This window comes from Pedobacter sp. BG31, assembly GCF_042464845.1.
GTDB classification, from domain to species: domain Bacteria; phylum Bacteroidota; class Bacteroidia; order Sphingobacteriales; family Sphingobacteriaceae; genus Pedobacter; species Pedobacter suwonensis.
Genome location: NZ_JBHNZK010000005.1, coordinates 94,164 through 110,082 on the forward strand (window position 1 = coordinate 94,164; position 15,919 = coordinate 110,082).

Below are 15,919 nucleotides of genomic sequence, written 5' to 3' on the forward strand. Positions count from 1 at the left end.
GATGTTGCTCATAATTGCAGAAGTTTTACTTATTTTGGTGCGTGATACAGCTTATCTGGATATTAAATTTAGTAATGCTAAATCTTAATCGTTTTATTTTGAAAACGAACGTTTTGTTGTTCATGGCCAGTGAAGCCCTGCCATTCGCTTTAGTCCCGATAAAAAAATCGGGAGCTGCCGCTGCTGTCAGGTTTATAACCGAAAGGCCTGTTCCTTACATCACGTCAAATACTGCACTTTGGTAAATTTAGTCAATTGCACTTATCCTTTGTCTCTAAACCCGATCGAAGCGAGATGCCAATTCTTTATCGGCAGAAGCGTGAGCAGGACTGAAAACCTCCAAAAGAGCGCAAACTGCTCATTTCCTTAACAAAATGTTATAAACGCTGGAAATATTAATCCTTCGTCAGCTATTCCCGCAACGATTCACTTCGTTGGTCGAGATTTGCAATCCCGACCTTACTAGTTTTAAAGATTTAAATCGTTAGTTCAAGAGACGGGATTACAAATCCCGGCTAGCATTTAATCCTTTGTCAGCTCCCCTCTTAATGATTCATCCATCAGTTTACGGCTTTCTTCTACCGATAAACCCAGGCCCATTACAAACATCAGTTTGGTAACCGTAGCCTCAAAAGTTAAATCGTAACCACTTACAATGCCCATTTTCAACAATTCCCTGCTGGTTTCGTAGCGACCTAACTGCACAGAGCCTTTTTTACATTGGGAAATATCAATAATAATTTTCCCGTTTAAAATGGCCTGTCGTAAACTATCTAAAAACCATCGCGCAGTAGAGGTATTGCCTGAACCAAAAGTTTCTAAAATAATGGCATCTACTTTAGAATCGGTAATAGCCTGAACCGCTTGTGGTGTAATTCCAGGGTATAATTTCAGCACGCCAATGTTAGCATTAAAATTGGTATGCAGTTTTAACTTGCCGCCTGTAGCTTTTAAAATATAATTTCTGTGAAACTGCAAATGTACCCCAGCCTCTGCCAGTACAGGGTAATTAGGTGATCGGAAAGCCTCAAATTTTTCGCTATTGTATTTTATAGAACGGTTGCCCCTGAATAATTGTGCATCAAAATAAATACAAACTTCAGGAAACAGTGCTTTGCCATCTTCTTTAGTTGCGGCAATCTCTAAAGCAGTAATCAGGTTCTCTTTCGCATCGGTCCTGATTTCGCCAATTGGCAGCTGAGACCCGGTCAAAACAACAGGTTTATCCAGATTCTCGAGCATAAAACTTAGTGCAGAAGCAGTAAAGGCCATGGTATCTGATCCGTGCAGGATCACAAAGCCATCATACTGATCATATTTGTTATAAACCAGTTCTGCAAGCGTTTTCCATATTTCAGGATCCATATTTGATGAATCCAAAACCGGGTTAAAGGAATGTACATCTAAATGATAATCCAAACGGCTCAGTTCTGGAACGTTTTCTTTGATCTGCTCGAAATCAAACGGAACCAACATTCCGTTTGTAGGGTCGTTAACCATACCAATGGTGCCACCGGTATAGATAATAAGTATTTTGGTCATTTGGTTTAGTGAAGGTTGCTCATCACAAAGAAACTAAAAATTTAGAAATGATCCGGCTATATTTTTAAATTAGCAAAAAATAACAATAATAAACCTACTAAATTATCAATTTGATAATTTTAATATAAAAAATTACATAATTAATAATTCTTTATTCGAGTTAACGATATCATCCTGAGAACAGATCTCTTCATTACGCTGCGCTTTTAATCGAAATGATGGCCAGTTTAACCCTGATTAGGGACTCTCAACCAAACCTAAACTCCAAAAATCTCTTTCGAATCTTGAGTTACTACCGCCGCAATCTGTTCACAATCCTGTCCGTCGGGTTAAGCGCAGAATCTCTACGGCCTGGTAATGAAATTGATCGAAAACGCAATAATCACAACGAGTCAGAGCTTCTGTTCCATTTTGTATCCCCGGCGTTTCGACCGCTGTGGATAGATGAGGACTAAGCCCACTAAATAGATTGCTTCGCCTGCTGAAAAAGCCTTCTTATAACGACGAATTAATTAAACTCTAAAAATCTCTTTCGAATTTTGAGTTGTTACCGCTGCAATCTCTTCAATGGAAACGCCATAGATATCGGCTAGCTTTTGCGCGATATAAATCAGGTAACTGCTTTCATTGGGTTTACCACGGAAAGGAACTGGTGCCAGATAAGGAGAATCAGTCTCTAAAACGAGATGAGCCAAAGGAATATCAGCAATCACGGCATCCAAACCTGCTTTTTTATAGGTAACCACACCACCAATGCCTAAATAAAAGTTTAAATCAATAGCCTGTTTTGCCTGCGCCAAATTTCCGGTGAAACAATGAAATATGCCATGCAACTTTTCATCTCTTTCACTTTCCAACACTTCAAAAACCTCTTCAAAAGCTTCTCTGCAATGAATCACGATCGGCAATCCTAAGCTTTTTGCCCAGCCTATCTGTTTACGGAATGCATCCTGCTGAATGGCCAAAGTAGATTTGTCCCAATATAAATCAATCCCGATTTCGCCTATGGCATAAATTTTTCGCCCTGCAATACTGTTATATATTTCATCCAACAACGCCAGATAATCTTCTTTTACATCACAGGGATGCAGGCCGGCCATCGCAAAGCAGTTATCGGGATATTTTGCTACCAGGTCATCAATCATCGCAATCGATTTCGCATCAACATTCGGCAAAAACAAACGGTTCACATTGTTTTCAAAACAACGCTCCATTAAAAGGGCTTGTTTCCCGGCATCCTGCTCGTAATATAAATGGGTATGGGTATCAGTGAAGATCATGTTTTATTATAGTATCAAGTAATAAGTATCAGGTATCAAGATGGATTTGCTGATTCTTGATACCTGTACAAGAATTCTATTTCTTTCCGGCCTTACTTTTTCTTGGTGCTTTGGCTTTAGACTCCGGACTTCCGACTTGGGACTGGGGATTATACTCCATTTCCTTTTTCAAAAATTTACCTGTCAAACTGATTGGATTCTGGATTAAACCCTCCGGTGTACCTTCAAACAAAATCCTTCCGCCGCCAACACCACCTTCTTCACCCAAATCAATTACCCAGTCGGCAACTTTAACTACATCTAAATTATGTTCGATCACCAAAACCGTATTTCCCTTATCAACCAGCTCCTGCAAAACGCCCAGAAGCACATTAATGTCTTCAAAGTGTAGTCCGGTTGTAGGTTCATCTAAAATGTAGAACGTTTTTCCGGTATCCTTTTTAGAAAGTTCTGTTGCCAGTTTTACACGTTGCGCCTCCCCTCCGGATAAAGTAACCGACGATTGACCTAAAGTAATATAACCTAAGCCTACATCTTTTAAAGTTTTGATTTTTCTATAGATGATCGGAATATTTTCGAAGAACGTACAGGCATCTTCGATACTCATATCCAATACATCACTGATCGATTTTCCTCTGAAACGCACCTCCAAAGTTTCCCTGTTGTATCTCCTTCCGCCACATTCTTCGCAAGGCACTTGCACATCGGGTAAAAAATTCATTTCGATCACCTTCAAGCCGGCTCCCTGACAGGTTTCGCAACGGCCACCTTTAACATTGAAAGAAAAACGGCCGGGTTTGTAGCCACGGATTTTTGCTTCAGGCAACTGCACAAACAAATTCCTGATATCAGAGAAAACCCCGGTATAGGTAGAAGGATTTGAACGCGGCGTTCTGCCAATCGGTGCCTGATCAATTTCGATTACTTTATCAATTTCTTTTAAGCCATTGATCTTTTCGTAAGGCAAAGGTGTTTTTTTGGCCCTGAAGAAATGATGATTTAAAATCGGATATAATGTCTCGGTAATTAAACTCGATTTTCCACTGCCCGAAACACCGGTTACAGCAATAAATTTACCCAAAGGAAAATCGACAGAAACCTCCTTTAAATTATGTCCAATAGCTTTAATGAGCGATAATTTATGCCCGTTGCCTTTTCTTCGGACTTTTGGTACTTCAATGCTCCTTTTACCGTTCAGGTAATCAGCGGTTAAAGTGTTGGATTTAAGGATCTGTGCGGCGGTTCCCTCTGCAACCACGGTACCACCGTGAATACCTGCCCCAGGACCAACGTCAATTACCCAATCAGCTTCCAGGATCATATCCTTATCGTGTTCTACAACCAAAACAGTATTTCCTAAATCCCGGAGGTTCTTCAATGCATTGATCAAACGTTCGTTATCACGCTGGTGCAAACCGATACTTGGTTCGTCGAGAATGTACATCACATTCATTAACTGCGAACCAATCTGGGTAGCCAAGCGGATACGTTGTGCCTCACCACCGGACAGTGTGCGCGCTGTACGATCTAAAGTTAAGTAGGTTAGCCCTACATCAGTTAAAAAACCAATTCTGGCTTTAATTTCCTTTAAAATTTCTTTGGCAATAATATTCTGGCGGTCAGACAAGCGCTCATCAACTTTTTCGAACCATTGGTGGAGGTTGTTGATATCCATTGAAGAGAGCTCGAAAATATTTTTGCCATCCACTTTAAAATGCAGGCTTTCCTTTTTTAAACGAGCTCCATGACACTCCGGACAAGTTTTCAGTTTCCTGAACTCATCCATATCGTCAGCCGCAGATTCGCTTCTTTTTTCGTTCTGCTCCTCAAGCATTTTAATTATCCCATCAAACGTGATGTTATAATTCTGAACGTTCCACTTATTGTATTCTACCTCAACTTTGATCAGATCGGGTGAACCGTTTAAAATAATATTGATGACTTCGTCGCTTAATTTTTCAATTGGCGTAGAAAGCGAGAAACTGTATTTTTTAGCCAACGCTTTTAATACCTGAAACATCCAGATATCGCGGTATTCACCCAAGGGTGCTAAACCCCCATTTAAAATGCTCAATTTAGGATTAGGGATAACCGATTCTTTATCCACCACGAAAATATACCCTAAACCATCGCAGCGCTCACAGGCGCCATAAGGCGAATTGAACGAAAAACTATTTGGTTGAGGTTCATCGTAAGAAATACCTGTGGTTGGACACATCAAAAATTTACTAAAATGCGCTACATTATTATCCTTATCGCTTATTTTGATCACTCCTTTACCCATTTTCATTGCGGTTTGCAAGGAATCGAGCAGACGTTTTTTATCTTTTACATCAACGATTAAACGGTCAATCACCACTTCAATATCGTGGATTTTATAACGGTCTACCTGCATTTTAGCGGTAATATCCTTAATCTCTCCATCTACACGCACTTTAACATAACCCTGTTTACGGATCTGCTCAAAAAGTTCACGGTAGTGACCTTTCCTACCTTTAACCACAGGTGCCAGTATATTTACCGCTAAACCATCAAATTTATTAAAGATATTCTGTAGGATCTGGTCTTCACTCATCCGCTCCATTTTCTCACCCGTATTGTACGAATAGGCATCAGCCACACGCGCATAAAGCAAACGCATAAAATCGTAAATTTCGGTAATGGTACCTACGGTAGAGCGGGGGTTCTTACTGGTGGTTTTCTGCTCAATGGCAATAACCGGACTTAAACCCGAAACTTTGTCTACATCCGGACGCTCCATACCGCCCATGAACTGACGGCTGTAGGCACTGAATGTTTCCATGTACCGGCGCTGGCCCTCAGCGTAAATGGTATCAAAAGCAAGGGAAGATTTACCGCTGCCACTTAAGCCTGTAATCACCACAAGTTCATTTCGCGGAAAGCTAACGTCTATATTCTTTAAATTATGTACCCTCGCACCGTATACTTCTACATCCTTTTGCTCACCGAGGTCGACAGATTTATTGCTCATATTTTATTTAAAGTTGGGGTCAAAACCCGGGCTTAAAACCGACCAGATTTCAATCTGCAAAAATGCTAAAAATTTTATCAAAAAGAAAGTTATAACCAAGCTGTATTAAGGATTAATTGTCATAATATCAGCATTAATTCCTACAGAAATTACATGCTAAAACATGATTAATAACAAATATGTTTTATGTTTATCGTATCGTAACCCTGACCTGTAGCGAAGCGGAAAGGTACGGAGTAAATTTATTTCAGGGTCTATATCAATAAAAGATGCTGAAATAAATTCAGCATGACGATTGCATTTTACAGGATTACAAACGATGATTTAATCTAAATGATGCTAAAAGCAAAAAAGACAAGTAAATTATAGCCCGACAACCTACCAAACTATCGTCGTCCCATTCTCTGTAGGGTGCCCAGTACAAACCAACACCCTTCCCCTTTCCAATTCATCATCGGTCAGTACTTCATTATAATCCATCCTTACCCCGCCCTTGGTACAATTGGCTACACAGGTGCTACATACACCCCCACGGCAGCTGTAGGGTAATTTGATCTTATTTTCAAGCGCAACATCCAGAATTCTCTTTGGCCAAGGCACGTCGAGATGATAGGTTTCGCCTTCAAAGTTTAAAACAACGGAATAGGTATTTTTATCGACTATTTTTTCAGAGCTGTCATCTTCATCAACTTCATCCTCCGGCAAAACAAAAGTTTCTCTTTTAATCTGTTTAATATCGAATCCCAAACCTAATAAAGTGATACGGCATAAATCCATATAAATTACGGGTCCGCAAGTGTAAAACAGCACTTGGTCCCGATCGAAATGTAAATGCTCTTTAATTAGTTTTTCGATATAAAATTTATTTAGCCTGGCCGTCATTAAGTTTTTGCTATTACTGAAAATCCAGATAATCTTTAATCTTTCGGGATATTTCTGTTGCCATTCGATCAATTCATCATAAAACAAAGTTTCCTCTTTCGATCGATTACTGTAAATCAGTGTAACCAACGATTTTTGCTCCCGCACTAATGCCGTTTTCAAAATGGAAAATAATGGGGTAATTCCAACACCTGCAGCAAAAAGAAAAAGATCGCGTTCCAGATTTTCATCTGCAATATAACTGAACAGGCCTTGCGGCTCTTGTGCCAAAAGAATATCACTTACAGCAGTTTTATGATGTAAAAACCTGGAGATTTCCCCATTTTCTACCCTCTTCACCGTGATAGCCAAAGGCTCATCAACATCCGGCGAACTGTTAAAAGAATATGATCTTCTTAACTCACGTTGTTTTCCATGAAAAACCAATGATAAAAATTGTCCCGGTAAATATGCAGGATATTCATCCAGCTCTTCAAATTGAAAAGTAATATTATCGCCGGGTTGATTGATGATTTTATTGATCCGCAGTTTGAACATATGCAAAGAAAAGGTTTTGAGCGTAAAGCGAAAAGCGGTTGACGTAAATTCAATGATAGGGTTTAGGGTTTAGGGTTTAGGGTTTAGGGTTTAGGGTTTAGGGTTTAGGGTTTAGGGTTTAGGGTTTAGGAAAAACGCCGATTAGAGAAGCTTGTTTTTGTAATAATGGAAAATAATAAATGACCAATATATTTATACACAAATGCGCTTAAATTACCTTAGATTTCTCTGGTAAAACCATTCCTTGCTAATCCGTTTCCGTGGCAATAAAGTTCATTTGATTTATTTGCCTTTTAGCGAACGTGATGCAGATAGTTTCTATGGTAGCTGTAGTTCCTAATAAAGGTAGTAAGCAAAACAAATCTGTGAAACAATCCTTTAAAAAAAAGCGTCCCGATTTTGAAACCGGGACGCCTTACCAAATGCTTGTCTTTATCTTAATTATATTATTCGCCGTTATAGGCCAATAATACCCTCGGTTTCTTGTAACCGTAACGTTTTGGGTGTTCCATAATCTGTTTCATAGAAATTACTTTATAAACATAGCCCCCGGTTTCGCGGTTTAGCCTCATTTTGTAGTAATTATCCTGATTTTGATTATTGATCTGCTTACGCAAACGCCCGTCGCCAACATTGTAAGCCGCAGCCACCAATGTCCAGCTTTCTAAACCTTTATACATTTCTTTAATGTATTTGCAGGCTGCAATAGTAGATTTGCGCAAATTATAGCGCTCATCAACATCCCCGTTTACCTTTAATCCATAATTACGGGCGGTACCCGGCATAAACTGCCAGATCCCTGCTGCACCTTTTGGTGAAGTTCCTTCAGTCATTCCGGATTCGACAAGGGCCAAATACTTAAAATCATTCGGGATACCATAAGCGGCAAGTATTGGCTCGATAACCGGAAACCATTTTGCTGCTTTCTGGTGCAAAAGATTAGTATGTGTGTTCTTGTAACTGTGTGCGGCCAAAATCTTTTTCATTTTTCTTTCCACCCTTTTATCGCCCAAAGGCAGGGTTTCATCCGCGAAATTTAACTGAGCCATCAGAGAAAGAGGTTTCACAACGTCTTCAACTTTTGTGCTATCAGTTTTTGTTATTGTAGAGCTTAATTTTTCTTCCTTAAAAAGACTTTTTTTTGTTAAGGGCATTTGGTAAGTGAACACTTTTGCCAAGATAAATAGTGTTGCCACTACTGAAAATGGTACGATGTGTTTCTTTAACATTCTCCTCCTTTTTTTGGTGAAACTTAATAAAAACGTCGGCAAAGCTAAAAAATAATAAGCACACTATCAAATAGTTACGAAATTAAGTGCAAAAATCAGCCTTTAAACCCCTTTAAACGCGGATTTTAAATTTGGATTTCTAAGCGATTTTACCTATTTTAGAGGCTATTTTTTTTATCTGCTTTTTCCGCCCGGATAATTGTTATGTTCACCATTTTTTCATAAATTTGCAGCCCGCATTTTTAATGCGTTAAAAGCGTATCATGATAAATAAAAACAACAGGAACAGTCGGGATGACAAGTCCAAATCAGGCAGTCGGAAAACAGAAGGCAGAAGCAGTTCGGCAGGATCTGACAGAAGAAGGTCAGACGACAAAGACAGCAAATTCAAAAAATCATCCGATTCAAAAGATGGCTTCAAACCCAGAAGCACCGACGGTAAAGGTTTCAAATCAAAATCTTTCGGAGACAAAAAAGATTTCAAACCAAGATCAGGCGGACGTGACTTTAAATCAAAAGATGCAGAACCGCAGAGTTTCAAATTTGGAGATCGTGAATTTAAATCTAAAGATTCAAACTCAGAAGATCGTGGTGCTAAATCAAGAGATTACAAGCCCAGAACTGGCGACCGTGACTTCAAATCGAGAGATGGCGGGTCGAGAGACTACAAACCAAGAACAGGAGACAGAGATTTTAAAACAAGAGATGGTGGTGCAAGAGATTATAAACCAAGAACAGGAGAACGCGATTTCAGAGCTAAGGATGGAGATTCGCGCGATTTTAAACCGAGAGAAGGCGGCTACAAAGATTACAAGTCAAGGGGCAAATCTGACTTCAAACCAAGTGCAGGAAGTTCAAGAGATGTAAAACCCAGAGAGCCAAGGGAAGGCGATACACGTCCGTTTAGAAAACGTGAGGAAGCAAAGCCAAGAGATACAGAATTTAACCGCCCGGAGCGCACTGTTATTACCCAGGGCCGTAAAACGAATGAAGACAAAGGCTTGATTCGCCTAAACAGATATATTTCAAATGCAGGCATCTGCTCACGTCGTAAAGCAGATGAACTGATTACTGCCGGTATTATTACCGTAAACGGCGAAGCCATTACCGAACTGGGACACAAAGTAGATCCGGCAAAAGATTTGGTTCGTTATAACGGGGAATTACTAAAACGCGAGAAAAAAGTTTACGTTCTACTGAATAAACCAAAAGATTACATTACCACTACGGATGATCCACAGGAACGCCGTACCGTAATGCAGTTGGTTGATAAAGCAAGCCGCGAACGCATTTATCCGGTTGGCCGTTTAGACCGCAATACCACTGGTTTGTTGTTAATGACCAATGATGGCGATTTAGCCGATAAATTATCGCATCCTAAGAACGGTATCACCAAAATTTATAATGTTGAGCTGGATAAAGCTTTATCACAAGGAGATTTGAACAAAATTGCTTTTGGTTTAGAGCTTGAAGACGGTTTGATTAAACCGGACAACATTTCTTACGTGGCAGGTGGCACCAAAAAAGAAATCGGCATTCAGATCCACAGTGGTAAAAACAGGATTGTTCGCCGTATTTTTGAACACTTAGGTTATAACGTAGAAAAATTAGACCGTGTGGTTTATGGCAATTTAACCAAGAAAGACCTGCCACGTGGCAGATGGCGCTATCTTGAAGAGCATGAATTGATCCAGATTAAACATCTAATTAAATAGCATAAAAGCAGCCAATTGGCTGCTTTTTTAGTTTACTGTATTTAAATCCCCCATCGTCTCCGTTTTTAACGAGGATGCAGGAGAAAGACGATTATATCGTCCAGCAATGAACATGCATTAAAAATGCACCTCTCTACTCATCCGCGTTAAACGAGGACGATAACGACGATCAATCACGAAACATCTTACGTATTTTCAGTACCTGCCTAACATACTTTCTTTATATTTGTTAAAATCAACATCATTGTTTCATGAAAAAATTCAGTTCATTGCTTACACTCACGATACTATCTACCTTAACATTTGCCCAAAAAAGCAATTACAACCTGATTGTTGGCACTTATACCGCACCTGGAAAAAGTGAAGGGATTTATATTTATGATTTCAATGCTGGAACAGCTGCCACATCCATAAAAAGCATTACAAAAAATACGGCAAACCCAAGCTATCTGGCCCCTTCACCAGATCATCAATTTATTTATGCGGTTAACGAAACCGGAGCTACCAGTACGGTTAGCGCGTTCAAGTATGATGCAGCAAGCGGAAAACTAACGTTACTAAACAAGGTTGATAGTCATGGTGCAGATCCATGTTACCTTACCGTAGATAACAAAAACGTCATTGTGGCTAATTATAGCGGCGGAAGTTTAGCCGTATTTTCACGAAAAGCAGATGGTTCTTTAACAGAAGCTTTACAGATCATTAAACATACCGGAAAAAGCATTGACCCTAAGGGCAGACAGGAAAGCGCTCATGTACACATGGTTAAATTTACACCGGATCATCGATATTTAATTGTTAATGACCTGGGTGAAGATCAAACTTATATTTACAACTATAACCCAACTGCAAAAGAAGAAATATTGACCATAAAATCGGTCCTTAAAACGAATGCCGGTAGCGGACCACGACACATTACTTTTAGTCCAAATGGGAAATTTGCCTATCTGGCGCACGAATTTAATGGTAGCATAACTGCTTTTGCTTACGCGAACGGAACACTAACCAAAATCCAGGAAATTGGTACTACCCCAAAAGATTTCACAGGAAAAATTGACGGTGCAGATATCCACGTTTCTGCAGATGGAAAATTCCTCTATGAAACTAACCGGGGAGATGCCAACAGCATTTCTGCCTTCTCAATACTGCCAAATGGTAAATTAAAATTCATTGAAACCCTAAGTACGTTAGGTAAAGGACCGAGGAACTTCACCATTGACCCGACTGGAAAATTTCTTTTGATTGGACACCAGTACACCAATAACATCGTTATTTTTAACAGAAATAAAAACACCGGCAAATTAACCGATAGTGGCAAAAGAATTGATGTTGGCGCTCCGGTATGCCTGCTTTTTGATTAACATCAACTTTGTTCATGGAAGATTTCGATTGGAAGATCCGCAATTAAAATTCTCATTAAAGCTAATTCAGGAATATATACAAATGCATGGGCAAAAATTGTTTTAAATAATTAATCAGTGGATTTAGTTACTAATAAAATGGAAATCCAGGAATTAGGATTTTCCGTGATTGATCATGTATTTACAGAACAGGAAGTTGAAGCGATCCTTTCGGCTATTAAAATAGCAGATTCTACAAAAGAAACCTTTAGAAAATCTGAAGATCTCTTTGCGATACGTCGATTTTTAAAAGAAGTTCCTGACACCATTGCTCTTATATTCAATCAGAAAGTAAAAGCCATCGTACAAGAGCTTTTCGGCAAAGATTACTTTCTGGTTAAATCAATTTACTTTGACAAACCCGAAACATCGAATTGGTTTGTCCCCTATCATCAGGACTTAACCATTTCGGTCGACCATAACGCGAAAATTCCTGGATATGGACCTTATACCAGCAAACATGATCAGTTCGCCGTTCAGCCACCTCTTCATATCCTTGAAGGGAATTTTACCATTCGCATCCATCTTGATGATACCAATGAGCGGAATGGTGCGCTCAAAGTAATCACCAATTCTCACAGTAAAGGTATTTACCGTCCCGAAACGATCGACTGGAGCATTGAAAACGAAGTAAGCTGCAACGTAAACAGGGGCAGCCTCATGATTATGAAACCGTTGCTGCTTCATAGTTCAAGTAGAACAAGCAATCATAAAAAAAGAAGGGTAATTCATCTGGAGTTTAGCAATCAGCATTTACCTAAAGAACTGCACTGGTCAGAGTATTTTAATTTTTAGTTGCTAAATGTTTAAATTTCACATCTAAGCATAGCCTTCTAAAGGCTCTACGGATTACCGAAAGGATATGAGTCTGTGAACCGTTAGGATTGCTGAGTTATAAACTCAGCGCTATTCATAGATCCGTAGAGCTGCTGCGCTTAACTCTACGGATAGAAGAGGATTTATTTAGAGTTCAGCAATCAGACGCTGCCTAAAGAATTACAAGGGTCTGAATACCTCGATTTTGAATAACCAATAAGTGAATTTAATTCAGTATCTTTATAGAATAATAGATACTGAAACAAGTTCATTATGACGAAATTCCACAAGCAATCGTCACCCTAAACTTGTTTCAGGGTCTTTAAAGCATAATAAATACTGAACAATTGCCATAAACGAATCGAGTAGGAAGATAGGGATTAGTTCCCTATCTGTCCTCTCACACCACTGTACGTACCGTTCGGTATACAGCGGTTTGTTGAAACAGTATCTCTTGACAACCGATGATATTCACCTATTGCCAGGCATTGTGCACATTGGTTGCACGGCTCGGCTCAGCTCCTCTTATATTTTACTCTTGGATTCCGTCCTACCCTCATATAAGCAGTTCTCTAATGTAATTCCACTGTAAACGCTCTGCCATAAACTTCCTGTTTCCTTTGCCATTTCAACATTTGGTCCTTCCTGCACCTTAAAATGCAGTACTACGACCGCTGCTGACTTCTGAGTGAGCCATTGAACGTCCCCGCCAAATGTTTCCTCTCCTGTAATCGCGCTTACTCTTGACAGAACTCATTCAGATCTCCCGGGGTAAGACAATCTACTTCCTATGGATGTGGCCTCTGTATTTACGTAATAGTCTCCGTGCAGTATTGGGCTTCTGTTTGTTTGGCAACATCACCCAGACTAGATCCGCCTCATATACAGTTTCTGTTCGTAAGCCCCCATATTTGCCGCCGACTTCCTTCAGATTCGCAGTCACCCACGACACCCTTGTCTTTAGCTAACACTTCCTACTGCTAAGCGTGTTCGGGACTCTAACCCTATAGTCGATTGCCATGCCCGGCGCACCAAAAAAAAGGCCCCGGTTTTCATCGGAGCCTTTGAGATAAATATTATCATGTATTATGCCGGTTCTGCAACCCTCGACACATTACGATAGGGAAATTCATTAAAAATATGTCTGCGGGCGAAGCGACCCGGAGAATCAGCATTCACCAGTTTCACATAGACTGCTTTTGGTACGTCAAAATATTCATAAACACTTCCATCAAAAAACTGGATATTTAAAACCTGTTGTTTGTATTCAAAATCCTGAATATTCGACAAAGTAGTTGTCTGTGTGTAAGTTTCAATATTTTGTTCACGTGTTTCCGGCGCAATACTCACCAGGAAATGATAAGCTTCGATAATCTGTTTACTTCTCGCTTCTGCATCCAACTTCTCTTCTTCCTGCTGAAATTTATCAGGGTGACAATCTTTCATCAATGTACGGTACACAGATTTAAGCTCCTTTAATTCAGCATTTTTATCTACGTTTAAAAGCTTTCTGTAATCAACTATTTTCTTCATTTGGGATAACCTCTTTTTAATTTTCTCGAAATGATTTGGGAATTTCCAAACACCAAACCGTTTCGAGCTGCAAAGATACGATTTATAATCATTTGATTTTGAGAAAGTTTAATTTGTTAATATTACCGATACGAATGATCAGCTAAGGGAACCCTATGCAACAATAAAGTTTTTTAAACACAAATATATAGATCAATACAGATATGATCCATAAACACCTCTTTTGCTGTGATTAAAAATTAAAATACAAGAAAATTTAGTCAGTTAATGTTTAGGCTGCAAAGAGTTCTCAATTACTTCTTGATAATAGCTAACATAAACCGGTAGAATCTTTTTTAAATCGAAATCCTGCGCCCTTTTAAACGCATTTTCTTTAAATTGGTTCAGCGTTTCGTCGTCTTTTAAAATTTCAATGGCATGGGCAGCCATTGCCTCAACATCACCAACATTGCTCATATAACCACAAAAGCCATCTACATTAAGTTCAGGCAAACCACCGGCATTCGTGGTAATTGCCGGCACTTTACAAGCCATTGCTTCTAATGCAGCCAAACCAAAGCTTTCAGATTCTGAAGGCATTAAAAAAAGATCGGAAACGGATAAGATTTCTTCTACCGCATCTTGTTTCCCCAAAAACCTCACATTTTCACAAATATTCAGAGAGCGGCAAAGTTGTTCATCGTAAGCGCGTTCAGGCCCATCGCCTACCATTAATAGTTTCGATGGAATAACGGACTGTACTTTTTCAAAAATCCTGATTACATCAGCCGTACGTTTCACTTTTCTGAAATTACTGGTGTGGATTAAAATGCGCTCGTTATTTGGTGCAATTGCTTTTTTAAAGTGTCCTTTTGCCTGCAAACTAAAGCGTGAGAAATCTATAAAATTGGGTATTACCTTGATTTCTTTTGTAATTTCAAAATGGTTATAGGTATCCTCTTTCAAATCTTCCGAAACGGTAGTTACACCATCGCTTTGGTTAATAGAAAAAGTAACCACGGGTTTGTAGGTTGGATCTTTACCCACTAACGTAATATCGGTACCATGCAAAGTAGTAACCACAGGGATATGAAGACCATAACTTGCCAGAATCTGCTTCGCCATAAAAGCAGCAGAAGCATGTGGAATGGCATAATGAACATGTAACACATCCAGTTGCTCAAAACGAACAACATCTACCAGTTTACTGGCCAGTGCCGATTCGTACGGGGCGTAATCGAAAAGCGGGTAGTCTCTTACCGATACCTCGTGATAAAAAAGATTGGAAGAAAAGAAATCGAGCCTGGCAGGCTGACTATAAGTAATAAAGTGAACCTGGTGCCCTTCGTTAGCCAGCGCTTTACCTAGTTCTGTTGCAACTACTCCACTACCACCAAAAGTGGGATAGCAAACAATTCCTATCTTCATTGTAAATGTATTGTTGTTACCGCAAATGTAGCCGATTTTAATCTATAATGCATGTCGGTTTATTGCAATAAAAATAGATTGCTTTCAAATCAATTGCCGCAGATTCGCAGATCAATTCCGTTTCATAAATTTAGGCCTATTGGCTTCTGATGATTCGTTTATACTGCAGAGATTTCTCGTTAAAATTAATTAACAGGCCTATTCTGAGTTTTGATATAGCAAGGTAATTTAGAACCTGTGCATAATGCTCATTTACCAATTCAGATTTTGATTTCACTTCTATAATAATTTGATCATCCACAACAAAATCGGCATAAAATTTATGTTTAAGTATAGTTCCTTTGTAATTTACCGCAAATTCTTTTTCTCTTTCGAATTTAATATTTCTATACCTAAGTTCGAATTCCAGTGCATCTTTGTAAACAATTTCTGAAAACCCTTTCCCTAAAATGCGATGTACTTCCATAGCAATTCCAATTAACAAATAGCATTCTTCCTGAAAAGGATAATCAATATCACTATATGAATCTCCCATAAATATAAGTTTATTTAATCTGCGAATCTGCGGCTGAAACATCCTCCTTTA

General features: G+C 39.2%; 11 protein-coding genes. 3 read left to right on the forward strand and 8 right to left on the reverse strand.

The features are described 5' to 3' along the window. Positions 1 to 522 precede the first annotated feature (522 nt). The 5 genes from ACFE6N_RS08430 to ACFE6N_RS08450 all read right to left on the reverse strand — a co-directional run bounded on the left by ACFE6N_RS08430 (position 523) and on the right by ACFE6N_RS08450 (position 8,462). Complete coding sequence (locus tag ACFE6N_RS08430) at positions 523 to 1,542, reverse strand: asparaginase (protein ID WP_378935538.1); 1,020 nt, start codon at positions 1,540 to 1,542, stop codon at positions 523 to 525. 512 nt (positions 1,543 to 2,054) lie between these two features. Further along, positions 2,055 to 2,822 (reverse strand): TatD family hydrolase, encoded by a 768-nt coding sequence (locus ACFE6N_RS08435; protein WP_378935540.1) that lies wholly within the window; start codon positions 2,820 to 2,822, stop codon positions 2,055 to 2,057. Between the two features lie 76 nt (positions 2,823 to 2,898). Next, positions 2,899 to 5,814 carry an excinuclease ABC subunit UvrA gene (uvrA, locus tag ACFE6N_RS08440; protein ID WP_378935542.1) on the reverse strand — a complete coding sequence of 972 codons (2,916 nt, stop codon included), beginning with the start codon at positions 5,812 to 5,814 and terminating at the stop codon, positions 2,899 to 2,901. Between the two features lie 378 nt (positions 5,815 to 6,192). Continuing rightward, positions 6,193 to 7,233 (reverse strand): 2Fe-2S iron-sulfur cluster-binding protein, encoded by a 1,041-nt coding sequence (locus ACFE6N_RS08445; RefSeq protein WP_378935544.1) that lies wholly within the window; start codon positions 7,231 to 7,233, stop codon positions 6,193 to 6,195. Positions 7,234 to 7,679: 446 nt separating this feature from the next. Next, positions 7,680 to 8,462: a lytic transglycosylase domain-containing protein gene (locus ACFE6N_RS08450; RefSeq protein WP_378935546.1), complete on the reverse strand. Its 783-nt coding sequence runs from the start codon at positions 8,460 to 8,462 to the stop codon at positions 7,680 to 7,682. A gap of 263 nt (positions 8,463 to 8,725) precedes the next feature. Between ACFE6N_RS08450 and ACFE6N_RS08455 the strand changes: the two genes are divergently transcribed. The 3 genes from ACFE6N_RS08455 (at position 8,726) to ACFE6N_RS08465 (ending at position 12,372) form a co-directional block, all read left to right on the forward strand. After that, complete coding sequence (locus ACFE6N_RS08455) at positions 8,726 to 10,177, forward strand: pseudouridine synthase (protein WP_378935548.1); 1,452 nt, start codon at positions 8,726 to 8,728, stop codon at positions 10,175 to 10,177. A gap of 251 nt (positions 10,178 to 10,428) precedes the next feature. Continuing rightward, complete coding sequence (locus tag ACFE6N_RS08460; RefSeq protein WP_378935550.1) at positions 10,429 to 11,538, forward strand: lactonase family protein; 1,110 nt, start codon at positions 10,429 to 10,431, stop codon at positions 11,536 to 11,538. Between the two features lie 117 nt (positions 11,539 to 11,655). Then, complete coding sequence (locus ACFE6N_RS08465; RefSeq protein ID WP_378935552.1) at positions 11,656 to 12,372, forward strand: phytanoyl-CoA dioxygenase family protein; 717 nt, start codon at positions 11,656 to 11,658, stop codon at positions 12,370 to 12,372. Between the two features lie 1,107 nt (positions 12,373 to 13,479). On the opposite strand, the gene ACFE6N_RS08470 is transcribed toward ACFE6N_RS08465, so the two are convergent. The 3 genes from ACFE6N_RS08470 to ACFE6N_RS08480 form a co-directional block, all read right to left on the reverse strand. Then, a complete protein-coding gene (locus tag ACFE6N_RS08470; RefSeq protein WP_378935554.1) occupies positions 13,480 to 13,926 on the reverse strand; it encodes a KTSC domain-containing protein in 447 nt (148 codons plus the stop codon). A 264-nt stretch (positions 13,927 to 14,190) separates the two neighbouring features. Beyond that, complete coding sequence (bshA, locus tag ACFE6N_RS08475; RefSeq protein ID WP_378935556.1) at positions 14,191 to 15,333, reverse strand: N-acetyl-alpha-D-glucosaminyl L-malate synthase BshA; 1,143 nt, start codon at positions 15,331 to 15,333, stop codon at positions 14,191 to 14,193. A 136-nt stretch (positions 15,334 to 15,469) separates the two neighbouring features. Further along, positions 15,470 to 15,868, reverse strand: a complete 399-nt coding sequence (locus ACFE6N_RS08480) for a GxxExxY protein (protein WP_378935558.1) — start codon at positions 15,866 to 15,868, stop codon at positions 15,470 to 15,472. Between the last annotated feature and the right edge of the window lie 51 nt (positions 15,869 to 15,919).